Genomic DNA, 24,181 nt, shown 5'->3' with positions numbered 1-24,181 from the left:
GGCCGGCCGACGGCCCGACCCGGGACGCCCCGGCCGAGCCCGCCCTCACCCGCGCCGCCGAGGACGCCCGGGTGGTCACGCTCCGGTTGCGCCCGGCGGCCCGATGGGTGGCGGAGTACTACTCGGTGCTGGCGACCCGCGAGCTGCCCGAGGGCGAGCTGGAGGTCGACCTGCAGTTCTTCGATGACCGCTGGCTCAACCGGCTCCTGCTCCGGCTCGCACCGTGGGCTAGCGTGGTGGCGCACCCCGGGTCGTTGGACCCGGAACCGTTCACCCTACGATTCATGACCACGGCACAGGACGCACTGAGCTTGTACGGCGAAGATGCGTAGACTGTGATGTTGTCCCCCAGAGGTAGATGAGGTCCTCTCGATGTTGAACCCACTGATCGGCATGCCGCAGGGCGCCGAATGGCTCGTGATCCTGGCGATCGTCGTACTGGTCTTCGGTGCGGCCAAGCTCCCCGACCTGGCCCGCGGCTCGGGTCAGGCGCTGCGCATCTTCAAGGCGGAGACCCGCGGCCTGCGGGACGACGAGGAGAAGGACAAGACCGAGACCGAGACCACTCCCGCGGAGCTGGAGAACTCGGCCGAGGCCGAGCGTCTCGCCGAGCTCGACCGTCGGCAGGCGGAGCTGGACGCGGAGCGGCAGCGCCTCGCCGGCGGCTCCAACTGAACCGATAGGTCACTGGCTTGTCGATCGCGGGCGTCGTCGGCCTCTTTCGCGGTACGCCCGTCCATCCCGTCGGTCCCGACGGGCGGATGGCGCTCTCCGACCATCTTCGTGAACTACGCGCGCGGGTGCTCAAGGCCGCCCTGGTGCTGGTGGTCGGCTTCATCGTCGCACTGTTCTTCTTCGACCAGCTCTTCGACCTCGTCTACCACCCGTACCAGCTGGCCAAGAAGTCCCTGGACTCCGGCACCACGGAGGCGACCACCACCGGCGCCGGTGGCTCGTTCCTGCTCTACCTCAAGCTGTGCGGGCTGGCCGCGCTGATCGGCACCAGCCCGCTGTGGCTCTACCAGATCTGGGCCTTCATCCTGCCCGGGCTGCACCCGCAGGAGAAGCGCTGGACGCGCATCTTCCTGATCATCGCCGGGCCACTCTTCCTCGGCGGCGTGGTGCTCGGGTACGTGACCCTGCCCAAGGGCCTGGAGATCCTGATCGGCTTCACGCCGAAGGGCCTGACCAACCTGGTCGAGTTCAACGAGTACCTCTCCTTCTTCAGCCGGACGCTGTTGGTCTTCGGGATCGCCTTCGAGATCCCCGTCTTCGTGGTCCTGCTCAACCGGGCGGGCGTGCTGCCGGGCAAGACCCTGGCTCGCTTCCGGCCGTGGATCATCGTGGGCACCTTCGTCTTCGCCGCGGCCGCGACCCCGTCGACCGATCCGTTCACCATGAGTCTGATGGCGGTCCCGATGGTGATCCTGTTCTTCATCTCCGAGATCATCGCCCGGATCACCGACAACCGCCGCGCCGCGCGCCGCGCCAAGAACGCCATCGATCCCGACAAGCCGTCGGTGCTGTGAGCGCGGTCCAGCCGCCGGCCTGGGACCCGATCGACCCGTTCGAGCTGCCGGAGTGGCTCGGCGTCCACCAGGTCACCTGGCGCTGCGCGGTCGCGCTGCGTGGCACCAACCTGGTCGCCGGGTCGCTCACCGACGGGGCGGAGCAGATCGAGTGCGACCTGCTCGCGGTCGACCAGGCGTTCCCGGCCCCGGTGGCCGACGACCGGCTGCGCTGGGCCACCCACGAGGCCTGGCGGCGCGGCGACCTCTTCGTGCTGGCCCGGCTGGGCCGGCTGACCCTGGCGCTGCCCGGCACCGGCGTCGACGCGGACGCGGCGCTGGACGCACTGGGGCGCTTCGCCAAGGCACTCGGCGCACCACCGTCGTCGTACCTCGTCGAGCTCCGCTGCGGTGGGTGAGGGCCGGCCTCCCATCCGGCGGCCGCGCCGGACGGCCATGACCGCGAACTCCGCGCGCCGCGGCCGATAGTGTTCCGCCCGTGACCCGCCGTATCGCGCTGCTCGCCAACCCCGCCGCCGGCCGGGGCGACGCCCATCGGATCCAGGACGACGTGCTGGCGCGGCTGGCGACGGCCGGCGAGGTCGAGCTCCTGGTCGGCAGCGACGTCGACGACGCGGTCGAGCTGGCTCGCAAGGCGGTCGCCGACGGCGTCGACACGCTGGTCTCGCTCGGCGGGGACGGGATGCTGCACCTGGCGATCCAGGCGGTGGCCGGCAGCCCGACCCGGCTCGGGGTGATCCCGATCGGCACCGGCAACGACTTCGCCCGGTCGGTGGGCCTCCCGACCGGCGATCCGCTGGCGGCGGCGGACGTCGTCGTACGCGGACGGACCCGCACGCTCGACCTCGGCCGGTCCGGCGATCGATGGTTCGCGACGGTGATGGCGGCGGGCTTCGACGCCGCGGTCAACGCGCGCGCCAACGCGATGCGCTGGCCGCACGGCGACCTGCGCTACACGCTCGCCACCTTCGCGGTGCTGCGGCACTGGCGTCCGGTCGACTACACCCTCTGTCTGGACGGGGTGGAGCGGCGCCAGCAGGCGATGCTGCTGGCCATCGCCAACACCGACTCCTACGGGGGTGGGCTGCGGCTGCCCGCCGACGCCCGGCCCGACGACGGCCTGTTGGACGTCATCATCATCAAGCCGGTCTCCAAGCTGGAGTTCCTCAAGGTCTTTCCGCAGGTGCGCACCGGAGCACACGTCCACCACCCGGCCTTCGAACGGATCCGGGTCCGCTCCCTGACGCTGGCCGCGGCCCAGGTGACCGCGTACGCCGACGGCGAGCGGTTCGGCCCGCTCCCGCTCACGGTGGAGTGCGTGGCCGGGGCGGTCGACGTGCTGGTCGACGGGCCTCGGTAGCGGGCTCGGAGCCTGCTCCGGGCGCCTCGCCCGTTGCGCCGCTGCCGTAGGCTCGCAGCCATGGACGCCTCCCCGGCCCCGCAGAGTCCAGCCGAGAAGTACGCCGAGTTCCGGCGGGGGCAGGCACATCCGGTGTTCACCGACTTCGCCGCGCTCTACGACTTCGCTCTCGACGACTTCCAGGTACAGGCCTGCCACGAGATCGAGCAGGGCCGCGGCGTCCTCGTCGCCGCGCCGACCGGGTCCGGTAAGACGATCGTCGGCGAGTTCGCCATCCATCTCGCGTTGGCCACCGGTCGCAAGGCGTTCTACACCACCCCGATCAAGGCGCTGTCGAACCAGAAGTACCACGACCTGGTGGCCCGGTACGGCCCCGACCAGGTCGGGTTGCTGACCGGGGACAACGTGGTCAACGGCGAGGCCCCGGTGGTGGTGATGACCACCGAGGTGCTGCGCAACATGCTGTACGCCGGCTCGCACACCCTGCGTGGTCTCGGGTTCGTGGTGATGGACGAGGTGCACTACCTCGCCGACCGCTCCCGGGGCGCGGTCTGGGAGGAGGTGATCATCCATCTGCCCGAGTCGGTCTCGGTGGTCTCGCTCTCCGCGACGGTCTCCAACGCCGAGGAGTTCGGCGAGTGGCTGACCACGGTGCGCGGCGAGACGGCCACCATCATCTCCGAGCGGCGGCCGGTGCCGCTCTATCAGCACGTGATGGTCGGCCGGCGGCTGGTGGATCTGTTCGCCTCCTCCGACGTGGACGCCGCGGCCGGGTTCGTCACCGAGGGCGCGCCGGTCAACGGCGAGCTGATGAAGCTGGCGCGCGACGACTGGGCCGCCTCTCGGATCAAGGACCGTCGCTCTCCTCGTGACCGCAACCGGGGCGGCCGGCGCCAGGTGGGCAACGGTCGCCGGATCTGGATCCCGAGCCGTCCCGAGGCGCTGATCGCGCTGGAGCGCGCGCGGCTGCTGCCGGCCATCGTCTTCGTCTTCAGTCGGGTCGGCTGCGACGCCGCGGTCAGCCAATGCCTGGCGGCGAACCTGCAGCTGACCACGCCGGCCGAGCGCGACCTGATCTTCTCCTGTGTGGAGGAGGCCTGCGCCGACCTCGCAGCCGAGGACCGGCACGTGCTCGGCTACCACGACTTCCTCGACGGCCTGACCCGCGGCGTCGCGGCCCACCACGCCGGCATGCTGCCGGCCTTCAAGCAGGTGGTGGAGGAGTTGTTCACCCGGGGGCTGGTCAAGGCGGTCTTCGCCACCGAGACCCTCGCCCTGGGCATCAACATGCCCGCCCGCACGGTGATGATCGAGAAGCTCACCAAGTGGAACGGCGAGACCCATGCCGACCTGTCGCCGGGGGAGTACACCCAGCTGGTGGGGCGGGCCGGGCGCCGCGGTCTGGACGTCGAGGGGCACGGCGTCGTGCTGTGGCAGCAGGGCATGAACCCTCGCGAGCTGGCCGGGCTCGCCTCCACCCGCACCTATCCGCTGCGCAGCAGCTTCCGGCCGTCGTACAACATGGCGGTCAACCTGGTCCACCAGTTCGGCCGGGCCCGCTCCCGCGAGCTGCTGGAGCAGTCCTTCGCCCAGTTCCAGGCCGACCGGGCGGTGGTGGGCCTGGCCCGGCAGGTGCGCAAGGCGGAGGAGGCGATGGCCGGATATCGCCAGGCGGCCGAGTGCGACCGCGGCGACTTCATGGCCTACGCCGACCTGCGTCGGCAGGTCTCCGAGATCGAGAAGGGCGCCGCTCGCGAGCGGCGCAGTGAGAGCCGCGACGAGATCATCGCCTCGCTGGAGCGACTGCGGCCCGGGGACGTGATCGAGGTGCCCACCGGCAAGTTCGCCGGGTACGCGGTGGTGCTCGACCCCGGCCGGGACCCGGTCAACCCGCGTCCGCAGGTCGTCACCATGGACCGGCAGGCGCGGCGGCTGGCGCTGATCGACTTCAACACCCCGGTCGCGGCGCAGACCCGGCTCCGAGTGCCGAAGTCGTTCAACCCGCGCAACCCGCAGCAGCGTCGTGACCTCGCCGCCCAGCTGCGCGAACGCACCAGGGACCTGCGTCCGGTGCCGTACGCCGGCTCGGGCACCGGGCGGCGTGGTCGCGGAGCGGCCCGGTCCGGTGACGTGGAGCGTCGCATCGCCGACCTGCGGGCGAGGCTGCGGGCCCACCCCTGCCACGACTGCCCGGACCGTGAGGACCACGCCCGCTGGGCCGAGCGCTACCTCAAGCTCGAGCGCGACACCGACACCCTGCGCCGCCGGGTGGAGGCGCGCACCAACACCGTGGCGCGCACCTTCGATCGGGTCTGCGACGTGCTGGTCGCGCTCGGCTACCTGGCCGGCGAGGCGGGCCGGGAGCAGGTCACCGAGGAGGGTGCGCGGCTGATGCGGCTCTACTCCGAGCTCGACCTGGTCGCGGCCGAGTCGCTGCGGGCCGGGCTGTGGACCCAGCTCACCCCGGCCGAGCTGGCCGCGGTGCTGTCCACGCTGGTCTTCGAGGCCCGCCGCGCCGACGACGCGGCACCCCCGCGACTGCCCGGCGGTCGGGTCAAGGAGGTGGTGGCCGAGATGGTGCGGATCTGGGGGCAGCTCGACGCCCTCGAGCGCGACCACCGGCTGGACTTCCTGCGCCAGCCGGACCTCGGGTTCGCCTGGGCCGCCTACCGGTGGGCCGAGGGCGACGACCTCGACGACGTCCTGGGCGCGGTCGACCTGGCCGCCGGCGACTTCGTCCGCTGGGTCAAGCAGCTCATCGACCTCGCCGGCCAGGTCGCGGACGCGGCCGGAGGCGGTCCGTTGCGCGTCACCGCCCGGCGCGCGATCGACGCGCTCAAGCGGGGCGTGGTCGCCTACACCGCGCTGACGGAGTGAGCCGCACCTCGCCGACCGGGGCGGTCGCATGATCCGGCGGTCGACCGGCGGCGGCGCTGAAATACGATGAGTGGCATGGATGTCTCGCCGTACGACGCGCTGGTGCTGCTCTCCTTCGGCGGACCGGAGGCACCCGAGGACGTGGTGCCCTTCCTGGAGAACGTCACCCGCGGCCGGGGCATCCCGCGGGAGCGACTGGTCGAGGTCGGCGAGCACTACTTCGGCTTCGGCGGGAGGTCGCCGATCAACGACCAGAACCGCGCGTTCCTGGCCGCGCTGCGCGCCGATCTGGCGGCGGCCGGCATCGACCTGCCGGTCTACTGGGGCAACCGCAACTGGGAGCCCTACCTGGCCGACACCCTGACTCAGATGCGCGCGGACGGCATCCGCCGAGCGGCGGTCTTCGTCACCAGCGCCTACTCGTCGTACTCCTCCTGCCGGCAGTACCGGGAGAACCTGTACGACGCCCTGGCCGGGCAGGCGGGCCCGGCGGACCCGGGCGAAGCCGGACGGGACGGCCCGGTGCTCGACAAGCTGCGTCCCTACTTCAACCACCCGGGCTTCACCGAACCGGTGGTGGACGGCGTCCTGGTCGCACTGGCCGACCTGCCGGCCGAGGTGCGCGAGGACGCTCGGCTCGTGTTCGTCACCCACTCGATCCCGGACACAATGGCCGCCGCCAGCGGCGCGCCCGGTGCGGGCGATGCCTACCGCCGCCAGCACCTGGACGTCTCGGCGGCGATCGCCGACCGGGTGGCGGCCGAGACCGGGACCGGCCACGCTTGGTCCCTGGCGTACTGCAGCCGTTCCGGTCCTCCGCAGATGCCGTGGCTGGAGCCGGACGTCAACGACCACCTGCGGGAGCTGTCCGATGAGGGCGTCGGCGCCGTGGTGATCTGTCCGGTCGGGTTCGTCTCCGACCACATGGAGGTGGTCTACGACCTCGACACCGAGGCGCTCGCCACCGCGGCCGAGCTCGGCATCCAGGCCCGTCGCAGCGCGACCGCCGGCACCGACCGCAGGTTCGTGGCGGCGGTGCGCGACCTGGTGCTCGAGCGAGCCGCGGCCGAGCGGGGCGAGCCGGTCGCCCCGGTCAGCGTCGGTGCCCTGGGAGCGTGCTGGGACCGCTGCCCGGTCGGCTGCTGCGCCAACGCTCGTGAACCCGACCGGCCCACGCTGTGCGGGGTGGACTCGCCCCAGTACGCCGCCGAGGCACGGCGATGAGCGAGATCGGCCCAGGCGCCGCTGACCCGGTCGGCCCCGCCGACCCGGTGGAACTGCTCGAGGTGGCCACCGAGGCCGCGGCCGCGGCGGCCGCACTGGTCCGCGAGCGACGCCGCGGCGCGGTCGCGGTGGCGGCCACCAAGTCCACCCCGACCGACGTGGTCACCGAGGCCGATCGGGCCAGCGAGTCGTTGATCCGCGAGGTGGTGGCCAGACGACGCCCGGGGGATGCCTTCCACGGTGAGGAGGGGGACGACACCGTCGGCAGCACCGGCGTGCGCTGGATCGTGGACCCCATCGACGGCACGGTGAACTATCTCTACGGCATCGGTCGTTACGCGGTCTCCATCGCCGCCGAGCACGACGGCCGGGTGGTGGCAGGCGTCGTGGTCGACGTCGATCGCGACGTCTGGTTCACCGCCCACCGAACCGCCACCATGGTGGAGGCTCGTCGCGACGGTCGGCCCCTCGCCGTGCGCCCGCCGGTGCCGCTCGACCAGCGCCTGGTGGCCACCGGGTTCTCCTACGATGCCCGGATCCGGCAACTGCAGGCCGCCGCGATGGTGACACTGCTGCCGCGGGTCCGCGACCTCCGACGGATGGGGTCGGCCGCACTGGACATCTGCGGTGTCGCCGAGGGCACCCTCGACGCCTATGTCGAGGAGGGCGTGCACGTGTGGGACCACGCGGCGGCCTGCCTGGTCGCCGAGGGTGCCGGGGCACGCTGGGAGGTCGCCACCGGCGTCGGCGGGACGCGGTTCATCCAGGTGGCGCCGGGGCACGGCTACGACGAGCTGTGGACGCTGGTGGCCGAGGCGGGTCTGTTGGCACCCGACGCGGTGGCCGGCGTCGCCCCCGACTGAGACCCGACTGGGGCCGGACACGGACAGACACGGGCAGACACGGGCCCGCACGCGCTGACACGCCGTGAGATCGGCGGCGGTGTGGGCCGTCGATGCTCTAGCCTTCCCGCCGGGAATAGCAGGCTGTCATCAGACGTTCACGCGTCGCTGGCCCGCCCGAGTAGGTATACGGATAGGCATATCGGGCACCGATGGTGCACAATCGCGGCCCGCAGGGTGAGCCGAGGACCAGCGAACTCGGGTTGAGGAGAGAGAGGGGAGTGGCGCATGGCGACGGACTATGACGCACCACGCAAGAATGAAGAGGACCAGTCCGAAGAGAGCATCGAAGAGCTCAAGGCGCGCCGTCACGACAAGAACTCCGGCAAGGTCGACGAGGACGAGGCGGAGGCCGCCGAGTCCTTCGAGCTGCCGGGCGCGGACCTCTCGCACGAGGAGCTGGCGGTCGAGGTCAAGCCCAAGCAGCAGGACGAGTTCACCTGCATGAGCTGCTTCCTGGTCCACCACCGCAGCCAACTGGCGGACGCGGAGAAGATGATCTGCTTCGACTGCGCCTGACCAGGGCGGGTGTCGCCAGGACTGGTGCCACCACGATCAGGGAAGGACGGCTGCGCTCAGCGGCCGTCCTTTTCCAATTGCTTGGGCAGGTGACCGGTCGACCTCACGTAGTAGTTCGCCGCCCGGCGCTGGGCGAACATCTTGGCCATCGCCACCGCCGCGCCGGTGGCGGCGGACCACACCACCGCCTCCCACACCTCGACGTCGGGATCGGCCGGGTTGGCCGGAGGCTTGCGGCCGGTCGAGGCCCGCCAGCCGGTGCTGAGCACCTTGCTCGTCACCCGGGCCGCACCGAGCCCGGCGATCAGCGCCATCGCGGCCCAGATCTTCGAGTTCTTCTCGGCCCCGTCAGCACCGTCGGTCCGGTCAGCACTGTCGGTCTGGTCAGCACTGTCGGTCTGGTCAGCCTTCGACTTCGCCATGGGACCCACCTTAGAGGCTGGTCCCCCGTCGGCCGGGCGGGGCTCAGTCCGAGACGGCGGCGGTCAGCTGCTCGATCGCCTGCGCCAGCCCCCGGGGGTGGCGGGTGGAGAGCAGCCAGTACGGCGCCGGGTCGGCCGGATCGGTGATCTGCACCTTGACCGCGTGGGTCAGATAGGGCCGCAGCAGCAGGTAGGCCCGCGCGTCCGCGTCGCGGCCCGCGGTGAGCCTGGCGGCCTCGGGGCTCAGTGCCTCCGCCGTACCGAGATACTCGGCCTCCACCTGCGCCGTCCCGGCCCGGAGCATGCCGTCGGCGACCACGATCCGGGGGGAGCCGTAGGCGAGCATCATCGCGGCGAACAGGGCGACGATGGCGCCGGTGATGGTCCAGGCCAGCGCCTCGGGCACCCACAGGATGACGGCGATCCACACCGTGGCGATGAACATCGTCCCCTGGACCCACCAGCGCAACGGGACGCTCAGCCTCTCCTCGTACGCCGGTCTGCTCACATCGCGTAGTTTCCCATCAGCGGCCAACCGCCGACCGATAGGGTCCGTGGGCGTGAGTGAGATCGAGGTAGCCCTGCACCGGCTGGACCCGGGCCTGCCGGTCCCCGGCTATGCCCACCCCGGCGACGCCGGCGCCGACCTGAGCACCGCTGTCGACGTCCGGTTGGCGCCGGGCGAGCGGGCGCTGGTGCCGACCGGGATCGCCATCGCGCTGCCGCAGGGCTATGTCGCCCTGGTGCACCCCCGGTCCGGCCTGGCCGCGCGGCACGGGCTGAGCATCGTCAACACCCCGGGGACCGTGGACGCCGGCTATCGGGGCGAGATCAAGGTGCTGCTGATCAACACCGACGCGGCCCAGGAGGTGGTGCTGCATCGCGGCGACCGCATCGCTCAGCTGGTCATCCAGCGGGTCGAGCAGGCGCGGTTCGTCGAGGTGGACGCGCTGCCCGAGTCGGTGCGTGGAGCGGGGGGATACGGTTCTACCGGATACACCACCGTGCTGGGCAGCGCCGGGCGACGCCGTGGCGAGACCGACGGCGTCGACAACCAGCACTGACCGCACGGACCGACCAGACTGACAGCACTGACAGCGACACCCAGCCGGGCTAGAGAGACGAGAGCCGTGAAGTTCCTTCGCAGGGCGAAGACGAGGACCGCCACCGACGGTGAGACTGCCGTCGACCAGGACAGCCGCGAGGACGGGGTCGCCGAGGCGGACGGGGCCGAGGAGAGTGACGAGACCGGCGCCGAGGAGACCGCTCCGGCGGGCCCCTACGACGCGGACGAGACACCCGAGGACCTGGTGGACGACTCGTGGGTCGACCTGGGCTCGCTGCTGGTGGCGCCGGCGCCGGGCAAGGAGCTGCGGCTGCAGGTCGATGAGGCCAGCGGGGCCATCGCCTCGGTGCTCCTCGCCGCCGAGGACGGGGCGCTGGAGCTGCGTGCCTTCGCGGCGCCGCGGGACGGCGATCTGTGGTCCGAGGCACTCCCGCTGCTGCGCGCCGACGTCGCCCAGCGCGGCGGCGCCACCTCCGACCGGGAGGGACCGTGGGGAGCGGAGCTGCTGTGCCAGCTGACCGTGCAGACGCCGGACGGTCAGACGGGGGTCCAGGCCTCCCGGATCATCGGTGTCAACGGCTCGCGGTGGATGCTGCGCGCCACCCTGCTGGGCCGGCCGGCGGTCGACGAGGAGGCCGGCCGGGAGTGGGAGCAACTGCTCGGTCAGGTGGTGGTACGGCGCGGCAAGGAGGCCAAGCCGAAGGGTGAGGCGCTGCCGGTCGTGCTGCCGGCCAACGCCCACCGGGTCGACGCGCCGGAGGAGTGAGGTAGGAGTGAGCAAGGGCCGGCTGCGGCGCAGCCTCTCGGCCTGGGCGAACAACGCCTCCCAGGAGGCGCGGGACCTGCAGGACGCCTATGCGAACAAGGACGTGGCCCGGATCGTGGACGCCCCGGACCGCGCCCAGGTGCGGCTGCGCGGCACGCTGCGCACCGTCACGCTGCGGCCCCGCGGCGGAGTGCCGGCGCTGGAGGCAGAGCTCTTCGACGGCTCCGGGGTGATCACCCTGGTGTGGCTCGGCCGCCGCCGGATCGCCGGGATCAACCCCGGTCGGTCGCTGGACGTGATCGGCCGGATCGGCTCCCACGACGGCGTCCGCACCCTCTACAACCCGCGCTACACCCTGATCCCGGGTCCCCATGAGTGAGCCGCACGCGGCGACGGTGGAGACCGTCGAGGCGGTGGTACGACGCCGGATGTCGGCCTCGCTCGGCGGCCGGCGGGGCATGCTCGAGGCGGGCCTGCCCGGTGTCGCCTTCACCGTGGTGTGGCTGATCAGCAAGGATCTGCGGAGCTCGCTGATCGCCGGTGCGCTGGTGGCCGGGATCGCGCTGGTGCTGCGGCTGGTGCAGCGCTCCACCCTGCAGTACGTCGGGAACGCCATCTTCGGCATCCTGATCGGCTGGCTGGTGGTCCGGCTGGCCGGCAGCCTCGGCGGCACCGAGCAGGACCAGGCGCTCGCCTACTTCGTCCCGGGGGTGCTGTTCAGCGGCGTCTACACGATCGCGATGGTGGCCAGCTGTCTGTCCGGCTGGCCGTTGATCGGCTTCATGGTCGGCAGCGTCAGCGGCGATCCGACCGGCTGGCATGCCGACCGGCAGGTGGTCAGACTCTGCACCAGGCTCACCTGGCTGTTCCTGCTGCCCGGCGCGATCGGCGTCCTGCTGCAGGGACCGGTGCTGCTGCTGGCCTACTACGGGCCGCTGGACAAGGACACCGCGGTGCTGCTGCTGGGCATCCTGCGCACCGGCCTGGGCTGGGTGCTGCGGATCGGCTCCTGGGGGGCGATGGTCTGGCTGCTGGCTCGCAATCACACGCCGCTGGAGGGCGCCACGGAGCCCGATCCGGTCCGGCCGGCCTGAGAGCTTCCCCGGCCCGAGCCGGCCCGAGCCGGCCCGGGAAGTGCGCGGAGAGTGCGACGGCTCAGCCGGCGTGATGGGTGGGCGCGAGCAGCTGCTGCAGCTCCGCCTCCTTCTCGCTCGGTATGACGAACAGCAGCTCGTCGCCCTCCTCGACCGGGCGCTCCGGCTCGGGCACGTAGACCTGCCCGTCGCGCAGCACCGAGACCAGCGCGCAGTTCTCCGGGAACGGGATCAGCCCGGCGGGCTTGCCGACATAGGGGGAGTCGGTCGGCAGGGTCAGCTCGACCAGGTTCGCGTTGCCCCGGCGGAAGGTGAACAGCCGCACCAGGTCGCCGACGGTGACCGCCTCCTCGACCAGGGCCGACATGATCCGTGGTGTGGACACGTTCACGTCCACACCCCAGGCCTCGGTGAACAGCCACTCGTTGTTGGGGTGGTTGACCCGGCCGACCGTGCGCGGCACGCCGAACTCGGTCTTGGCCAGCAGGGCGCAGACCAGGTTGGCCTTGTCGTCGCCGGTGGCGGCGATGACGACGTCGCAGGCATCGAGGCGGGCCTCCTCCAGCGAGGACAGCTCGCAGGCATCGGCCAGCAGCCATTCCGCGTCCGGCACCAGCTCGGGCTTGATCGACTCGGGGTTCTTGTCGATCAGCAGCACGTCGTGCCCGTTGCCGATCAGCTCGCTGGCGATGGAGCGTCCCACCGCGCCGGCTCCGGCGATCGCGACTCGCATCAGTGCTCCTCCGGCCCGTGCTTGATCGTCTGATAGGCGTGGGTGGCATTCTCCTCGCGCATCACCAGGTGCAGCACGTCACCCTCCTGGATGACGCTCTCCCTGGTGGGCAGGACGCCCTCGCCGAGCCGGTCGATCCAGGCGATCCGGCACCGAGCCTGCTCCTGGAAGACGATGGTGCGCTCCCCGATCCACACCTCCGGCACCGGCGTCTGGTCGACCCGGATGGTGCCTGACATGTCACGGAAGTCGGGTTCGGCGCCGGCCGGCAGCAGCCGGCGCAGCACCTGGTCGGCGGTCCACTTCACGGTGGCGACGGTGGTGATGCCCAGCCGCTGGTAGACCTCGGCCCGGCCGGGGTCGTAGATCCGGGCCACCACCTGCCGGATGCCGAAGGTCTCGCGGGCCACCCGGGCGGCGATGATGTTGGAGTTGTCGCCGCTGGAGACGGCCGCGAAGGCATCCGCCCGGCGGATCCCGGCCTTGTCCAGCACCGCCTGGTCGAACCCCATCCCGGCGATCTTGTCGCCGTTGAAGGCCGGTCCGAGGCGGCGGAAGGCGTCGGGGTCCTGGTCGATGACGGACACCGTATGGTTGCGGTCCTCGAGGCCGCGCGCCAGGGTCGAACCGACCCGGCCGCACCCCATGATCACTACGTGCACCCACGTACCGTATCGAGGAAGCGTTTGGTCCGGGAGTGCCGTAGCCTTCTCCGTCGTGGGTGTCGGCGACGTCTCCAAGCGGATCCTGTTGGGTCGCAAGCTACGGAGCTCTCAACTCGGGGAGACCCTGCTTCCCAAGCGCATCGCGCTACCGGTCTTCGCCAGCGACGCGCTCTCCTCGGTCGCCTACGCGCCCGACGAGGTCTTCATCATGCTCTCGGTCGCCGGCGCGTCGGCGTACGTGTGGTCGTGGAAGATCGCCATCGCCGTCGCGGTGGTGATGGCCGCGGTGATCGCCTCCTATCGCCAGACGGTGCACGCCTACCCCTCGGGCGGCGGTGACTACGAGGTCGCCACGGTCAACCTCGGCGCCCGGGCCGGTACGACGGTCGCCAGCGCGCTGCTGGTCGACTACATGCTCACGGTGGCGGTCTCCATCTCCTCCGGCGCCAACTACGCCTCGGCCGCGATCCCGGCCCTGCGCGGCCACGAGGCGCTGTTCGCGGTCGCGCTGGTGCTGGTGCTGACCGCGATGAACCTGCGTGGCATCAGGGAGGCCGGGACCGCGTTCGCCATCCCGACGTACGCGTTCATGACCGCGATCCTGATCATGATCGTGGTCGGGTTCATCCGGATGGTCGCCGGCGACCTGCCGGACGTGGAGAGCGCGAAGTACACCATCGAGCCGACCTCCGGGATGTCCGGCAGCCTCGGCGGGATCGCGCTGGTCTTCCTGCTCGCCCGGGCCTTCTCGTCGGGGTCGGCGGCGCTGACCGGGGTCGAGGCGATCAGCAACGGGGTGCCGGCCTTCCGGCGACCGAAGTCGAAGAACGCCGCCACCACGCTCGCGCTGCTGGCGATGATCGCCATCACCATGATGATCGGCGTCATCGTGCTGGCCAACGAGATGGGTCTGCGGATGGTCGACCCCAGCCAGCAGCACCGGCTGCTGCTCAACGGTCATCCGCTCAGCGACGCGCACACCCAGAACGCCACCATCGCCCAGATCGCGAAGTCGGTCTTCGACGGCTTCTCGCCGGGCTTCTACATCGTCGTCACGGTGACCGGGATCATCCTGGTGCTGGCCGCGAACACCGCCTTCAACGGCTTCCCGGTGCTCGGCTCGATCCTGGCCCGCGACGGCTATGCCCCGCGCGCGCTCGGCTCCCGGGGGGACCGGCTGGCCTACAGCAACGGCATCCTGTTCCTGGCGGTGATGGCGATCGTGCTGATCGTCGCCTTCGACGCCCAGACCACCCGGCTCATCCAGCTCTACATCGTCGGCGTGTTCGTCTCCTTCAACCTCAGCCAGCTCGGCATGATCCGGCACTGGACCCGGGTGTTGAAGACCGAACGGGACCCGGTGGTCCGCCGTCGGATGGCCCGGTCGCGGGTGATCAACACGATCGGGCTCACCCTGACCGCGGTGGTGCTGGTGGTCGTGCTGGTCACCAAGTTCCTGGCCGGCGCCTGGATCACGATCCTGGCGATGATCTTCTTCTACTACATGATGCGGCGGGTGCGCCGGCACTACGACCGGGTGGCCGCCGAGCTCGCCGCGGACGCGGACGACGCGGTGATGCCGACCCGCGTGCACGCGATCGTGCTGGTCTCCAAGCTGCACAAGCCGACCCTGCGTGCCCTCGCCTTCGCCCAGGCGACCCGCCCCAACACGCTGGAGGCGGTGACCGTCTCGGTGGACGACAAGGCGACCGCCCGGCTGCTGGAGGAGTGGGACGAGCGGCATTTCCCGATGCCGTTGAAGGTCCTGCACTCGCCGTACCGTGAGCTGGTGCGGCCGGTGGTCGACTACGCCAGCGCGATCCGCAAGGCCTATCCCCGCGGCGTGGTGGCGGTCTACATCCCGGAGTACGTGGTGGGCCGGTGGTGGGAGCAGTTCCTGCACAACCAGACCGCCCTGCGGCTCAAGGGCCGGCTGCTGTTCACCCCTGGGGTGATGGTCACCTCGGTGCCCTACCAACTGCGCTCCTCGGAGCTGCGCGCTCGCGAGCTGAACGACCAGTACTGGGTGGCGCCGGGCGTGCGCGGCCGGACCAACTACCGCGGCCAGCGATGAGACGCCCCACCCGGCCGCGACGGACCCGTGGCCGGTCGATGGTCGGCACCAGGTTCACCGCCGTGGTCGGGCCGATCGCCCACGGCGGACACTGCGTGACCCGGGTCGAGGTGCCCGGGCAGGACCGTCCCCGGGTGGTCTTCACCCGGCACGCGCTCCCCGGCGAGCGGGTGGTGCTGGTGATCACCGAGGGCGGTGAGCGGGACTCGTTCTGGCGCGGTGACGCGGTCGAGGTCCTCGACCCCTCGCCCGACCGGGTCAGCCCGCCGTGTCGCTACGCCGGTCCCGACGGGTGCGGCGGCTGCGACTTCCAGCACGTCGCGCTGCCGGCCCAGCGTGAGCTCAAGGCGAGCGTGATCCGTGAGCAGCTGGTCCGGCTGGCCGGCCTCGCGGCCGGGGACCCGCTGCTGACCGGGCTGGTGGTCGAGCAGGTCCCCGGCGATGTCGGCGGGCTGCGCTGGCGCACCCGCCAGCGCTATGTGCCGCTCGGCTCCGCGGACGGCACTCCGCGACGGGGGATGCGCAAGCACCGCTCGCACGAGGTGATCGAGATCGAGGAGTGCCTGCTCGCCGCGCCGCATGCCCGCGAGCCTCGGCCGGGGACGGTCCGGGAGCGGGTGGAGCCATCGACCGCTGCCGGCCACGACTTCGAGGTCGCCGCGGACGGCTTCTGGCAGGTCCATCCGGGGGCGCCGGCGGCCCTGGTCGGCGCCGTGCTCGAGGGGCTCGACCCGCGCCCCGGCGACCGGGTGCTCGATCTGTACGCCGGGGTGGGGCTCTTCTCCGCCTTCCTCGCCGACCGGGTCGGCCCGGACGGCACCGTGACGGCCGTCGAGGGCGATCGGACCGCCTCGTCGTACGCGGCTCGCAACGTCCCGGCCGCCCGGGTGTACGGCGGCGAGGTGGCGGGGGTGCTGGCGGCCGCCCCGGCCAGCACACCGGCGGACCCGGTCGACCTGGTGGTGCTCGACCCGCCGCGCGAGGGCGCCGGTGGCGCGGTGGTGCGGGCGGTGGCCGCCCGTGCTCCGCGAGCGGTGGCCTACGTCGCCTGCGATCCGGCCGCCTTGGCCCGGGACCTGGCCACCTTCGCCGAGCTCGGCTACCGGCCGACCTCGCTGCGTGCCTTCGACCTGTTCCCGATGACGCACCACGTCGAGTGCGTGGCCCTGCTCACGAAGACCGGCTCGGACCTGCGGTGATACAAGCCGCACCGTTGACGCCAACCCCGGAGACCCGGCCTCGGGGCGCGCTTTGAGTTTGATACCGCCCTCGACAGTGGGCGTGGCGACCCCTGAGAACGCGAAAACGGCCCGTAGGCCACCGCGGAGAGCGGAGAGGACTCATGGGCCGTTCGGAGGGATCGATGGGCTCTCAGAGCCCCATAGTCGAATCGTCCGGGGGATCGCTCCGGGGAGCCAGCCGCTCGGTAGCGGCCCGGTAGTCCGGCACCACGAGCCGTCGGTCGATGTAGTGCCGTTCGGTGACGGTCTTGGACGTGTGGCCGAGCTGGTTCTTGGCCGCCTCGGCGTCGTAGTGAATCCCGGGTTCGTGGAGGCTCTGGGCTGACCTTGGCGCGGTAGCCGCGCTGGGCACCGTCGCCGAGCGCTTCGCGACGATGTCCGATCAGCTCGCGCAACAGTGCGACCAGCTCGGCAGGTCAGCTCGTCGTCTCATCGATACCAGTGCGCTTCTGACGGCGCGCGACTATCTGGCGGTGTAGATGGCGCGCCGAGCCCTCAAGGAGCCGCCCGTGCCATGGCACAGGTCGACGTGCTGCTGACGCCGACGACTCCTCGCGATGCGCTACCGCCTGCGAATGTCCAAAGGATCCAGCGGTTCTTTCCACTCACCGCGACCGTCAATGCGCTGGGGTGGCCGGCGATCTCCGTGCCGATGGGACCAAGCTCCCAGGGTCTCCCGCCGGGCCTCCGGTTGATCGGGAAGCCCGGGGCCGATCGGCTAGTCCTCGGCGTCGCCCATCCCTTCCAGACGTTGACCGACTGGCACCTGATGCAGGCACCCCTGGTCTCATCCGTCCTGTGATGAGCTTGGCGTCGATGGACGATCGACTCGCGAAGGTCGGCATGGAGCCTTGGCGCTTCCTTGCCTAGGTCGCTCGCACGACGGGGGAGGCAGCTTCGGCGGTGAACAGGGACAACTCGATGCGATTGACCGCACGGTCGAGAGCATGGGTCACGTCCGGGACCTTCGATGGCGGCAGCCGGTTGGCCGGGGCCGCGATACTGACCGCGCCGATCGGTCGCCTGAAGGAGTTCAGGATCCACTTCCCGACGGCGCAGACCCCCGGTGTCAGATCACCTTCGATGTAAGCGTATCCCCGCTCGCGTGAGGTTGCGACCATCTGCCGCAAATCGGTCTCCTCGATCGCGCGCTCGCTAGCAAGAACCGGGGCCACGTCGCGGATGGCCGCCTCGCGTTCGACCTCCTCGAGAGATGCGAGGATCGCCAGCCCTCCCGCCCCGAGACCGAGCGGGCGCCTGCTGCCGATGCGCAGCGTGACTACGCGAACTGGCGCCGTACCAAAAACCCGGTCCAAGCAGACTGCCTCCGAGCCGCTCCGCAAGAACAGGTATGCGGTGTCCCCAACTTCGTTGGCCAGACTCGTGACCGCTTCCCGACTGCGTCCACGGATATCAAACTGCTGCGCGGCTGCGACGCCCAGCTCGAACGCGAGCGATCCCAACGCATAGGGCCCGTCGGGCGCGGTCTGGTAGACGAGCTGAGCCGCGCATAGTTGCCGCAGCACGCGGTGGGTGGAGGAGTGGGGGAGCCCGCATCGCTTGCTCAGGTGGGTTAAGGCCATGCCGTTCTCGCCGGCGCTGGCGAGGGTCTTGAGTACGATGACCGCTCGATTCAGTGAACCGGCGGGGCTATAGGTTTCCATAGTCCAAATATTGGACTGCCTTACGGGCGAGCGTCAACGAACGGGCGGGTGCCGCCGGAACGGCTGGGCTGAAGCTAAGAGGCCGGAGGCCGATGTTCACTCCTCCGGCTGCCTCTGTGCTTGCTCCGCGCGATTCCGGAAGATGTCCGTTTATCGGAAACTGGCGCAGACGTGGCCGGCCTCACGCTCTTCAATGATCCCTCGCTTACCTCTCTTCGGCGCCAGGCAACAGGACGGATGGAGTGGATCACCCCATGGAGGTCATTGTGTTTCTCGGAGTTGGCCCACTTGTGCAGCATCACGTGCAGTCCGTCGCGGAGCGCTGAGTCGTGTCCGATCTCGCTCGACGCAGCATCAACCTGCCGGGGTTCGCGCACGCTAACCCCATCCCGACGGGCAGCCGGATCGGCCCATTCCTCGCCTCCGGGGCCTTGACCGGCCGCGATCCCGAGACCCGCGAGATGCCGGCGTCGCTTGAGGAGCAGTGCGCGAACGTTTTCGGTCACGTTCGCGCACTGCTCGCCGCGGTCGGCGGCTCCTGCGACGACATCCTCAAGCTGACCGTTCACCTCGCCGAGCCGCGCGAGCGAGAGGCGCTCAATCGGGAGTGGCTGGCGATGTTCCCCGACCCGGCCGGCCGGCCTGCCCGGCAGGTCCTCGCCGCCCGGCTTGAGGGCGGCGCCCTGATCCATTGCGACCTTCTCGCCGTGCTGCCCTCCTCGGGCGCGTGAGACCTACCATCAAGGAGACACTCAGTTGAGCACTATCGACGAGGCTGCGCTGCTTGCCTCCGTCCAGGACGACCTGTTCATCGACGGCAGCTGGCGACCGGCGACCGGCGGCGGCACGCTGGAGGTCCGCGACCCTGCCACCGGCCAGGTTCTCAAGACGATCGCCAGTGCGAGCGTGGAGGACGCCCGGTCCGCGATGGACGCTGCCGCGTCGGCGTTCCCCGGTTGGGCAGCGACTCCCGCCCGGACGCGGGCCGAGATCCTGCGCCGTGCCTTCGACCTCCTCCAGGAGCGCAAGGAGCAGTTCGCGCTCCTGATGACCCTCGAGATGGGCAAGCCGCTGGCCGAGGCCCGCGGTGAGGTCGCCTACGGAGGAGAGTTCGTCCGGTGGTTCAGCGAGGTAGCCGCCCACGTGCAGGGTCGGTACGGAGCCAACCCGGAGGGCTCCGGTCGGATGATCGTGACCCATCACCCGGTCGGCCCGTGCTATCTGATCACGCCCTGGAACTTCCCGCTCGCGATGGCGACGCGCAAGATCGCCCCCGCGCTCGCCGCCGGGTGCACGGTCGTGATCAAGCCGGCTGCATTGACTCCGCTGACCACGCTCTACTTCGCGCAGCTCCTCGAGGAGGCGGGGGTCCCGGCCGGTGTGGTCAACGTGCTGACCACCATCGAAACCGGGCCAGTCTCGGAGGCGATCATCTCCGATCCGCGGTTGCGCAAGCTCTCCTTCACCGGCTCCACGCCGGTCGGGGTGAGCCTGCTGAAGCGGGCGGCCGATGGTGTGCTGAGGACGTCGATGGAGCTCGGCGGGAACGCCCCTTTCGTCGTCTTCGACGACGCTGACCTGGACAAGGCGGTCGAGGGAGCGATGGCTGCCAAGTTCCGCAACATCGGTCAGGCCTGCACCGCGGCCAACCGCTTCATCGTGCACGCCTCCGTGGCGGAGGAGTTCACCCGCCGGATCACCGACCGGGTCTCCGTCATGAAGATGGGACGTGGCACTGAGGATGGGGTCACCGTCGGCCCGCTGATCGACGACACGGCCGTGGCAAAGACCGACTCCCTGGTGCAGGACGCCGTCGGCCGCGGTGCCGCGATCCGGATCGGTGGAAGCAGGGTGGACGGGCCGGGCAGCTTCTACCCGGCCACGGTCCTCGCGGACGTACCTCGCGACAGCAGCCTGTTCCGGGAGGAGATCTTCGGACCGGTCCTGGCGGTCACGACCTTCGAGACCGAGGACGAGGCGGTGGCGATCGCGAACGAGACCGAATATGGCCTGGTGTCGTACGTCTTTACCGAGAGCCTCGCCCGGGGCCAGCGGATGATCGAGCGGCTCGAGACGGGGATGAGCGGCCTCAACGTGGGCGTCGTCTCGAATGCTGCCGCGCCGTTCGGTGGCTGGAGGCAATCGGGGCTCGGCCGGGAGGGCGGGGACGAGGGCATCCACGAGTACCTCCAGACCAAGTACACCCTCACCCCGAACCCGTTTGCCTGAGCGAGGATCTGATGACTGACCTTCCCGCCGTGACCTACGAGGCTCCGCAGACCATCAAACGGATGCTCTTCACCACCTGGGCGCTGCTCGACACCCTCGCACCTGACCTGCGCGCACAGGCGCTGATCCCCGACATGGACGACACCCGGCGCCTCGATTGGGACTTCATCCCGAAGCCCGACCGGACCGGTGTGCCGATGTTCAAGCTCGACCACCACCAGCGCACCCTCGCCCACGCGGTCATCAAGTCCGGCCTGTCGATGCGCGGCTATAGCCAGGTGCTGTCCGTGATGGCCACCGAGAACATGCTGCGCGAGCTCGAGGTGATCGAGCGTGGCTTCGGAGTCATCGCGGGCGAGTTCCGCAGCCCTGAGGGCTACTGGCTGACGTTCTTCGGCCGCCCTGGCTTCGAGGACACGTGGGGCTGGCGGGTCATCGGCCACCACCTCTCGCTCAGCTTCACCATCGTGGCCCAGCGATACCTCACCATCACGCCGTTCGCGATGGGGGCGATGCCTATCCCGGCCGGGGTGCTGGACCCGCTCGGTGAGAATGGCCGACGAGCGTTGGAGATCTTCCACTCCCTGACGGCGGACCTGCGCGACGAGGCGCACATCCACGACGTCGCCCCGGCCGACTTCGTCACCCGGCAGGTTCCGCGGGTCGGAGCCGAAGAGTGGTCGGACCACGTCGACCTCGGCATCGTCGGCTACGAGATCACGGACGCCGATCGCGAGGCACTCGCCTTCATCAAGGCCGACCCGTCCGGGGTGAAGGGATCCGAGCTGTCGGGTGACCAGCTCGCCGCTGTACGCGACCTCGCCCTCCTCTTCGTCGAGGCTGGCCCGGAGGAGATCACCGAGCAGTACCGACGCCGAATCCTGGCCGGCGACCCAGCTCGGCTCCGCTTCGCCTGGGCAGGCGGTACAGCGGTGGACACCGCGCACTACTACCGGATCTCGACCGAGGACCTCCTGGTGGAGGCCGACAACGCCGTTGCGGCCGGGCAACACGTCCACACCATCTGGCGCGACCTCGACAACGACCTCGGCCACGACCTGCTGCTCGACCACTACGAGAACCACGGACACCACGGCGCCCACCTGCAGCGACGCCTGGTCTCCCACCGACCGACCGAAGACGCCCCCCTGTCCACCGAGGCCTGGTACGTGCCCCAGGTCTACGTCAAGCACTGAAGGAAGACCCATGCAGTTCCACCACCACGGGTACGTGACCAGCGACCCGCGCATCCAGCCGGCCGCAGGATACGGTATCGACCGCCCCGACGACCTCCCTGATGTCATGGACGTGCTCATCGTCGGTGCCGGCCCCGCCGGGACGCTCCTGTCCGCGCAGCTCTCGCAATACCCCTCGATCAACGCGCGGCTCATCGAACGGCGCCCTGGCCGACTCGAGTTCGGGCAGGCCGACGGGATCCAGGCACGCAGCGTCGAGACCTTCCAGGCCTTCGGAGTCGCCGAGCCGATCATCGCCGAGGCCTTCAACCAGACGGCGATGAACTTCTGGGCCTCCGAGCCCGAGGACCCCACCCGGATCGTGCGGACCCAGCGCGTCCCCGACGACCCGCACGGGTTCAGCGAGTTCCCGCACCTGATCATCAACCAGGCCCGCGTCATCGACTACCTCGCACAAGCAGCCGCGTACGGTCCCGGCCGGATCACGCCGGACTTCGGGCACGAGTTCGTCGACCTCGACATCACTGACGGCGAGGAGTACCCGGTCCAGGTCCGACTGCGCCGCACCGCGGGTGAGCATGAGGGCAAGGAGAGGACGGTCCGCGCCAAGTACGTCGTCGGCGCCGATGGCGCGCGCAGCGGTGTGCGGGAGTCCCTCGGCATGCGGCTCGAGGGCACGCAAGCGCTGCACGCCTGGGCTGTGATGGACGCCCTCACCGTGACCGACTTCCCCGACATCCGGATGAAGTCGCAGATTCAGACTCCGCACGGAGGCGTGCAGCTCATCCCTCGCGAGGGCGGCTACCTTTACCGAATGTACGTCGACCTCGGCGAGGTCGACCCGAACGATAAGGGCGCCGTCCGCACGACGACGGTCGAGGCCGCGATCGCGAAGGCGAACCAGATCATGGCGCCCTACACGCTCGACGTTCGCGAAGTGCCCTGGTTCAGTGTCTACGAGGTTGGCCACCGGCTGACTCCGAAGTTCGACGACCTCGCCGCCGACGCCGGCACGAGGAGCCCGCGCGTCTTCGTCGCCGGCGACGCCTGCCACACCCACAGCGCCAAGGCCGGCCAAGGCATGAACGTCTCCATGCAGGACACGTTCAACCTCGGCTGGAAGCTTGCCCAGGTCATCGGTGGTCTCAGTCCCGAAAGCCTGCTCGACACCTACCACGTGGAGCGGGCCGAGGTCGCTCAGAACCTGATCGACTTCGACCGCGAATGGTCGGAGATGCTGACCCGCGACCCGGAGGACATCCCGTCGGACGAACTGGCTGCCTTCTACGTCAAGACGTCCGAGTTCCCCGCCGGATTCCGCACCCACTACCGGCCCTCGATGATTACCGGCGAGGGCACCCACCAGGGGCTCGCGACCGGATTCCCGATCGGCAAGCGCTTCCACTCCGCTCCTGTCGTCCGGGTCGCCGACGCGAACCCGCTCGAACTCGGCCACCACGCCCGCGCCGATGGCCGCTGGCGGATCTACGCCTTCGCCGACGGTGCGACCGAGGCCGACTCCGTCCAGCTTCGCGAGTTCGCCGAGTGGCTGCGCGAGTCTGCGGACTCGCCCGTCGTCCGCTACACCCGGGCTGACGCCGAGCTGGATGCTCTCTTCGACGTGAAGGTCGTCTTCCAGGGCCCCTACGAGCAGGTCGAGATCGGGAACGTGCCCGAGATCTTCAAGCCGCGCAAGGGACCGTGGGAGCTCATCGACTACGAGAAGACCCACGCCGTCGACCCCGAGGACGACTTCTTCGAGCGTCGCGGCGTCGCACGGGAGGGCTGCATCGTCGTCGTCCGTCCGGATCAGTACGTAGCTCACGTCCTGCCGCTGGATGCTCGCGTCGAGCTCACGGAGTTCTTCAGCCGCTGCATGCAGACGGGAGAGGCCCGATGAGCCATCAGCTGACGGCGGAACTGCGCGAAAAGCTGGCGCGTACGCCTGTGGCGGCGTTGTCGGCACAGCTGAAGAAGCGCGGCCTGGAACACGTCTTCATCGACGGCCCGAAGCCGTTGACTCCCGGTCAGTCGTTCGTGGGTACGGCCCGCACGCTGCGGTTCGTACCGTTGCGCGAGGATCTGTTCGCCTCCCACGGAGCCGGCTACAACGCGCAGAAGCGCACCTTCGACTCCATCGGCGAAGGGGAGGTGCTGGTGATCGAGGCGCGTGGTGAAGCCGCCTCGGCGACACTGGGCGATGTGCTCGCCTGGCGGGCCTTCGCCCGAGGAGCCGCTGCCATCGTGACCGACGGTGGGGTGCGGGACGCCGCGGCGGTCGCGGCGATCGGGATCCCCGTGTTCAGCAACGGAGCCCACCCGGCCGTACTCGGACGCAAGCACGTGCCGTGGGACGCCGATCTCACGATCGCCTGCGGGGGCGCGACAGTACAGCCCGGTGACATCGTCGTCGGCGACGCCGACGGGGCAATCGTGATCCCGCCCGCGCTCGCCGACGAGGTCGCCGACGCTGCGCTCGCCCAGGAGGACGAGGACGGCTGGATCGCCGAGCAGGTCCGGGCCGGTCATCCGATCGAGGGGCTCTTCCCGATGAACGCCGAGTGGCGATCCAGGTACGACAAATGGCGGGCCGGTCGATGAGCGCCGGTCTCACCTCGAA

25 protein-coding genes and 1 pseudogene are annotated in these 24,181 nt (G+C 70.3%); 21 read left to right on the top strand and 5 right to left on the bottom strand.

Going from position 1 to position 24,181, the window contains the following annotated elements; all coding sequences use genetic code 11:
- From QM638_RS03275 to QM638_RS03235, 9 genes and pseudogenes are all read left to right on the top strand, one after another.
- Positions 1–332 (top strand): annotated as a pseudogene (locus QM638_RS03275) (WYL domain-containing protein); the annotation flags it as partial.
- A 43-nt stretch (positions 333–375) separates the two neighbouring features.
- Positions 376–675, top strand: a complete 300-nt coding sequence (gene tatA, locus QM638_RS03270; RefSeq protein ID WP_415140507.1) for a twin-arginine translocase TatA/TatE family subunit — start codon at positions 376–378, stop codon at positions 673–675.
- A 17-nt stretch (positions 676–692) separates the two neighbouring features.
- A complete protein-coding gene (gene tatC, locus QM638_RS03265) occupies positions 693–1,529 on the top strand; it encodes a twin-arginine translocase subunit TatC (protein ID WP_415140501.1) in 837 nt (278 codons plus the stop codon).
- Positions 1,526–1,927, top strand: a complete 402-nt coding sequence (locus tag QM638_RS03260) for a hypothetical protein (protein WP_415140500.1) — start codon at positions 1,526–1,528, stop codon at positions 1,925–1,927. Before tatC ends, QM638_RS03260 begins: the two co-directional genes overlap by 4 nt.
- An 80-nt stretch (positions 1,928–2,007) precedes the next feature.
- Positions 2,008–2,889, top strand: a complete 882-nt coding sequence (locus QM638_RS03255; protein ID WP_415140499.1) for a diacylglycerol/lipid kinase family protein — start codon at positions 2,008–2,010, stop codon at positions 2,887–2,889.
- Between the two features lie 60 nt (positions 2,890–2,949).
- On the top strand, positions 2,950–5,766 hold the full coding sequence (locus QM638_RS03250) for a DEAD/DEAH box helicase (RefSeq protein ID WP_415140498.1): 2,817 nt from the start codon (positions 2,950–2,952) through the stop codon (positions 5,764–5,766).
- Positions 5,767–5,841: 75 nt separating this feature from the next.
- Complete coding sequence (locus tag QM638_RS03245) at positions 5,842–6,990, top strand: ferrochelatase (protein WP_415140497.1); 1,149 nt, start codon at positions 5,842–5,844, stop codon at positions 6,988–6,990.
- Complete coding sequence (locus tag QM638_RS03240) at positions 6,987–7,853, top strand: inositol monophosphatase family protein (protein ID WP_415140496.1); 867 nt, start codon at positions 6,987–6,989, stop codon at positions 7,851–7,853. Before QM638_RS03245 ends, QM638_RS03240 begins: the two co-directional genes overlap by 4 nt.
- Before the next feature lie 267 nt (positions 7,854–8,120).
- Positions 8,121–8,411, top strand: a complete 291-nt coding sequence (locus QM638_RS03235; protein WP_415140495.1) for a DUF4193 domain-containing protein — start codon at positions 8,121–8,123, stop codon at positions 8,409–8,411.
- 56 nt (positions 8,412–8,467) lie between these two features.
- Here QM638_RS03235 and QM638_RS03230 read toward each other — a convergent pair whose 3' ends face one another.
- Both QM638_RS03230 and QM638_RS03225 read right to left on the bottom strand, forming a co-directional pair.
- A complete protein-coding gene (locus tag QM638_RS03230) occupies positions 8,468–8,833 on the bottom strand; it encodes a DUF4235 domain-containing protein (protein WP_415140494.1) in 366 nt (121 codons plus the stop codon).
- 43 nt (positions 8,834–8,876) lie between these two features.
- Positions 8,877–9,341, bottom strand: a complete 465-nt coding sequence (locus QM638_RS03225) for a DUF3093 domain-containing protein (RefSeq protein WP_415140493.1) — start codon at positions 9,339–9,341, stop codon at positions 8,877–8,879.
- Between the two features lie 52 nt (positions 9,342–9,393).
- Here QM638_RS03225 and dut point away from each other — a divergent pair, with 52 nt between their 5' ends.
- From dut to QM638_RS03205, 4 genes are all read left to right on the top strand, one after another.
- Entirely contained in the window at positions 9,394–9,897 is a 504-nt protein-coding gene (dut, locus tag QM638_RS03220; RefSeq protein ID WP_415140492.1) for a dUTP diphosphatase, read from the top strand.
- Positions 9,898–9,963: 66 nt separating this feature from the next.
- Positions 9,964–10,665, top strand: a complete 702-nt coding sequence (locus QM638_RS03215; RefSeq protein WP_415140491.1) for a DUF3710 domain-containing protein — start codon at positions 9,964–9,966, stop codon at positions 10,663–10,665.
- A gap of 7 nt (positions 10,666–10,672) precedes the next feature.
- Positions 10,673–11,044 (top strand): OB-fold nucleic acid binding domain-containing protein, encoded by a 372-nt coding sequence (locus QM638_RS03210; protein ID WP_415140490.1) that lies wholly within the window; start codon positions 10,673–10,675, stop codon positions 11,042–11,044.
- Positions 11,037–11,759 carry a DUF3159 domain-containing protein gene (locus tag QM638_RS03205; RefSeq protein WP_415140489.1) on the top strand — a complete coding sequence of 241 codons (723 nt, stop codon included), beginning with the start codon at positions 11,037–11,039 and terminating at the stop codon, positions 11,757–11,759. Before QM638_RS03210 ends, QM638_RS03205 begins: the two co-directional genes overlap by 8 nt.
- Positions 11,760–11,820: 61 nt before the next feature.
- Here the strand turns inward: QM638_RS03205 and QM638_RS03200 are convergent, their stop codons facing one another.
- Positions 11,821–12,492 (bottom strand): potassium channel family protein, encoded by a 672-nt coding sequence (locus QM638_RS03200; protein WP_415140488.1) that lies wholly within the window; start codon positions 12,490–12,492, stop codon positions 11,821–11,823.
- On the bottom strand, positions 12,492–13,154 hold the full coding sequence (locus QM638_RS03195; protein WP_415140487.1) for a potassium channel family protein: 663 nt from the start codon (positions 13,152–13,154) through the stop codon (positions 12,492–12,494). The genes QM638_RS03200 and QM638_RS03195 overlap by 1 nt, the downstream gene beginning before the upstream one ends.
- A 55-nt stretch (positions 13,155–13,209) precedes the next feature.
- Between QM638_RS03195 and QM638_RS03190 the strand changes: the two genes are divergently transcribed.
- The 3 genes from QM638_RS03190 to QM638_RS03180 all read left to right on the top strand — a co-directional run bounded on the left by QM638_RS03190 (position 13,210) and on the right by QM638_RS03180 (position 17,274).
- Positions 13,210–15,231, top strand: a complete 2,022-nt coding sequence (locus QM638_RS03190; protein ID WP_415140486.1) for an APC family permease — start codon at positions 13,210–13,212, stop codon at positions 15,229–15,231.
- Positions 15,228–16,430, top strand: coding sequence for a class I SAM-dependent RNA methyltransferase (locus tag QM638_RS03185; RefSeq protein ID WP_415140485.1), 1,203 nt, complete (start codon positions 15,228–15,230; stop codon positions 16,428–16,430). Before QM638_RS03190 ends, QM638_RS03185 begins: the two co-directional genes overlap by 4 nt.
- A 556-nt stretch (positions 16,431–16,986) precedes the next feature.
- On the top strand, positions 16,987–17,274 hold the full coding sequence (locus QM638_RS03180; protein ID WP_415140484.1) for an amidase family protein: 288 nt from the start codon (positions 16,987–16,989) through the stop codon (positions 17,272–17,274).
- Between the two features lie 64 nt (positions 17,275–17,338).
- Here QM638_RS03180 and QM638_RS03175 read toward each other — a convergent pair whose 3' ends face one another.
- Positions 17,339–18,136, bottom strand: coding sequence for an IclR family transcriptional regulator (locus tag QM638_RS03175; RefSeq protein WP_415140483.1), 798 nt, complete (start codon positions 18,134–18,136; stop codon positions 17,339–17,341).
- 329 nt (positions 18,137–18,465) lie between these two features.
- On the opposite strand from QM638_RS03175, the gene QM638_RS03170 reads away from it, so the two are divergent.
- The 5 genes from QM638_RS03170 to QM638_RS03150 are packed head-to-tail and all read left to right on the top strand — an operon-like array spanning position 18,466 to position 24,162.
- Positions 18,466–18,867: a RidA family protein gene (locus QM638_RS03170; protein WP_415140482.1), complete on the top strand. Its 402-nt coding sequence runs from the start codon at positions 18,466–18,468 to the stop codon at positions 18,865–18,867.
- A gap of 25 nt (positions 18,868–18,892) precedes the next feature.
- Positions 18,893–20,365: an NAD-dependent succinate-semialdehyde dehydrogenase gene (locus QM638_RS03165; protein WP_415140481.1), complete on the top strand. Its 1,473-nt coding sequence runs from the start codon at positions 18,893–18,895 to the stop codon at positions 20,363–20,365.
- 11 nt (positions 20,366–20,376) lie between these two features.
- Positions 20,377–21,561 (top strand): DUF3500 domain-containing protein, encoded by a 1,185-nt coding sequence (locus tag QM638_RS03160; RefSeq protein ID WP_415140480.1) that lies wholly within the window; start codon positions 20,377–20,379, stop codon positions 21,559–21,561.
- Positions 21,562–21,571: 10 nt separating this feature from the next.
- Entirely contained in the window at positions 21,572–23,461 is a 1,890-nt protein-coding gene (locus QM638_RS03155) for an FAD-dependent monooxygenase (protein ID WP_415140479.1), read from the top strand.
- A complete protein-coding gene (locus QM638_RS03150) occupies positions 23,458–24,162 on the top strand; it encodes a hypothetical protein (RefSeq protein ID WP_415140478.1) in 705 nt (234 codons plus the stop codon). Before QM638_RS03155 ends, QM638_RS03150 begins: the two co-directional genes overlap by 4 nt.
- Positions 24,163–24,181 lie beyond the last annotated feature (19 nt).

Origin of the sequence: Nocardioides sp., assembly GCF_047606145.1 — a bacterium.
Taxonomy (GTDB): Bacteria; Actinomycetota; Actinomycetes; order Propionibacteriales; family Nocardioidaceae; genus Nocardioides.
This window is presented reverse-complemented; position numbering and strand designations above follow the sequence as displayed.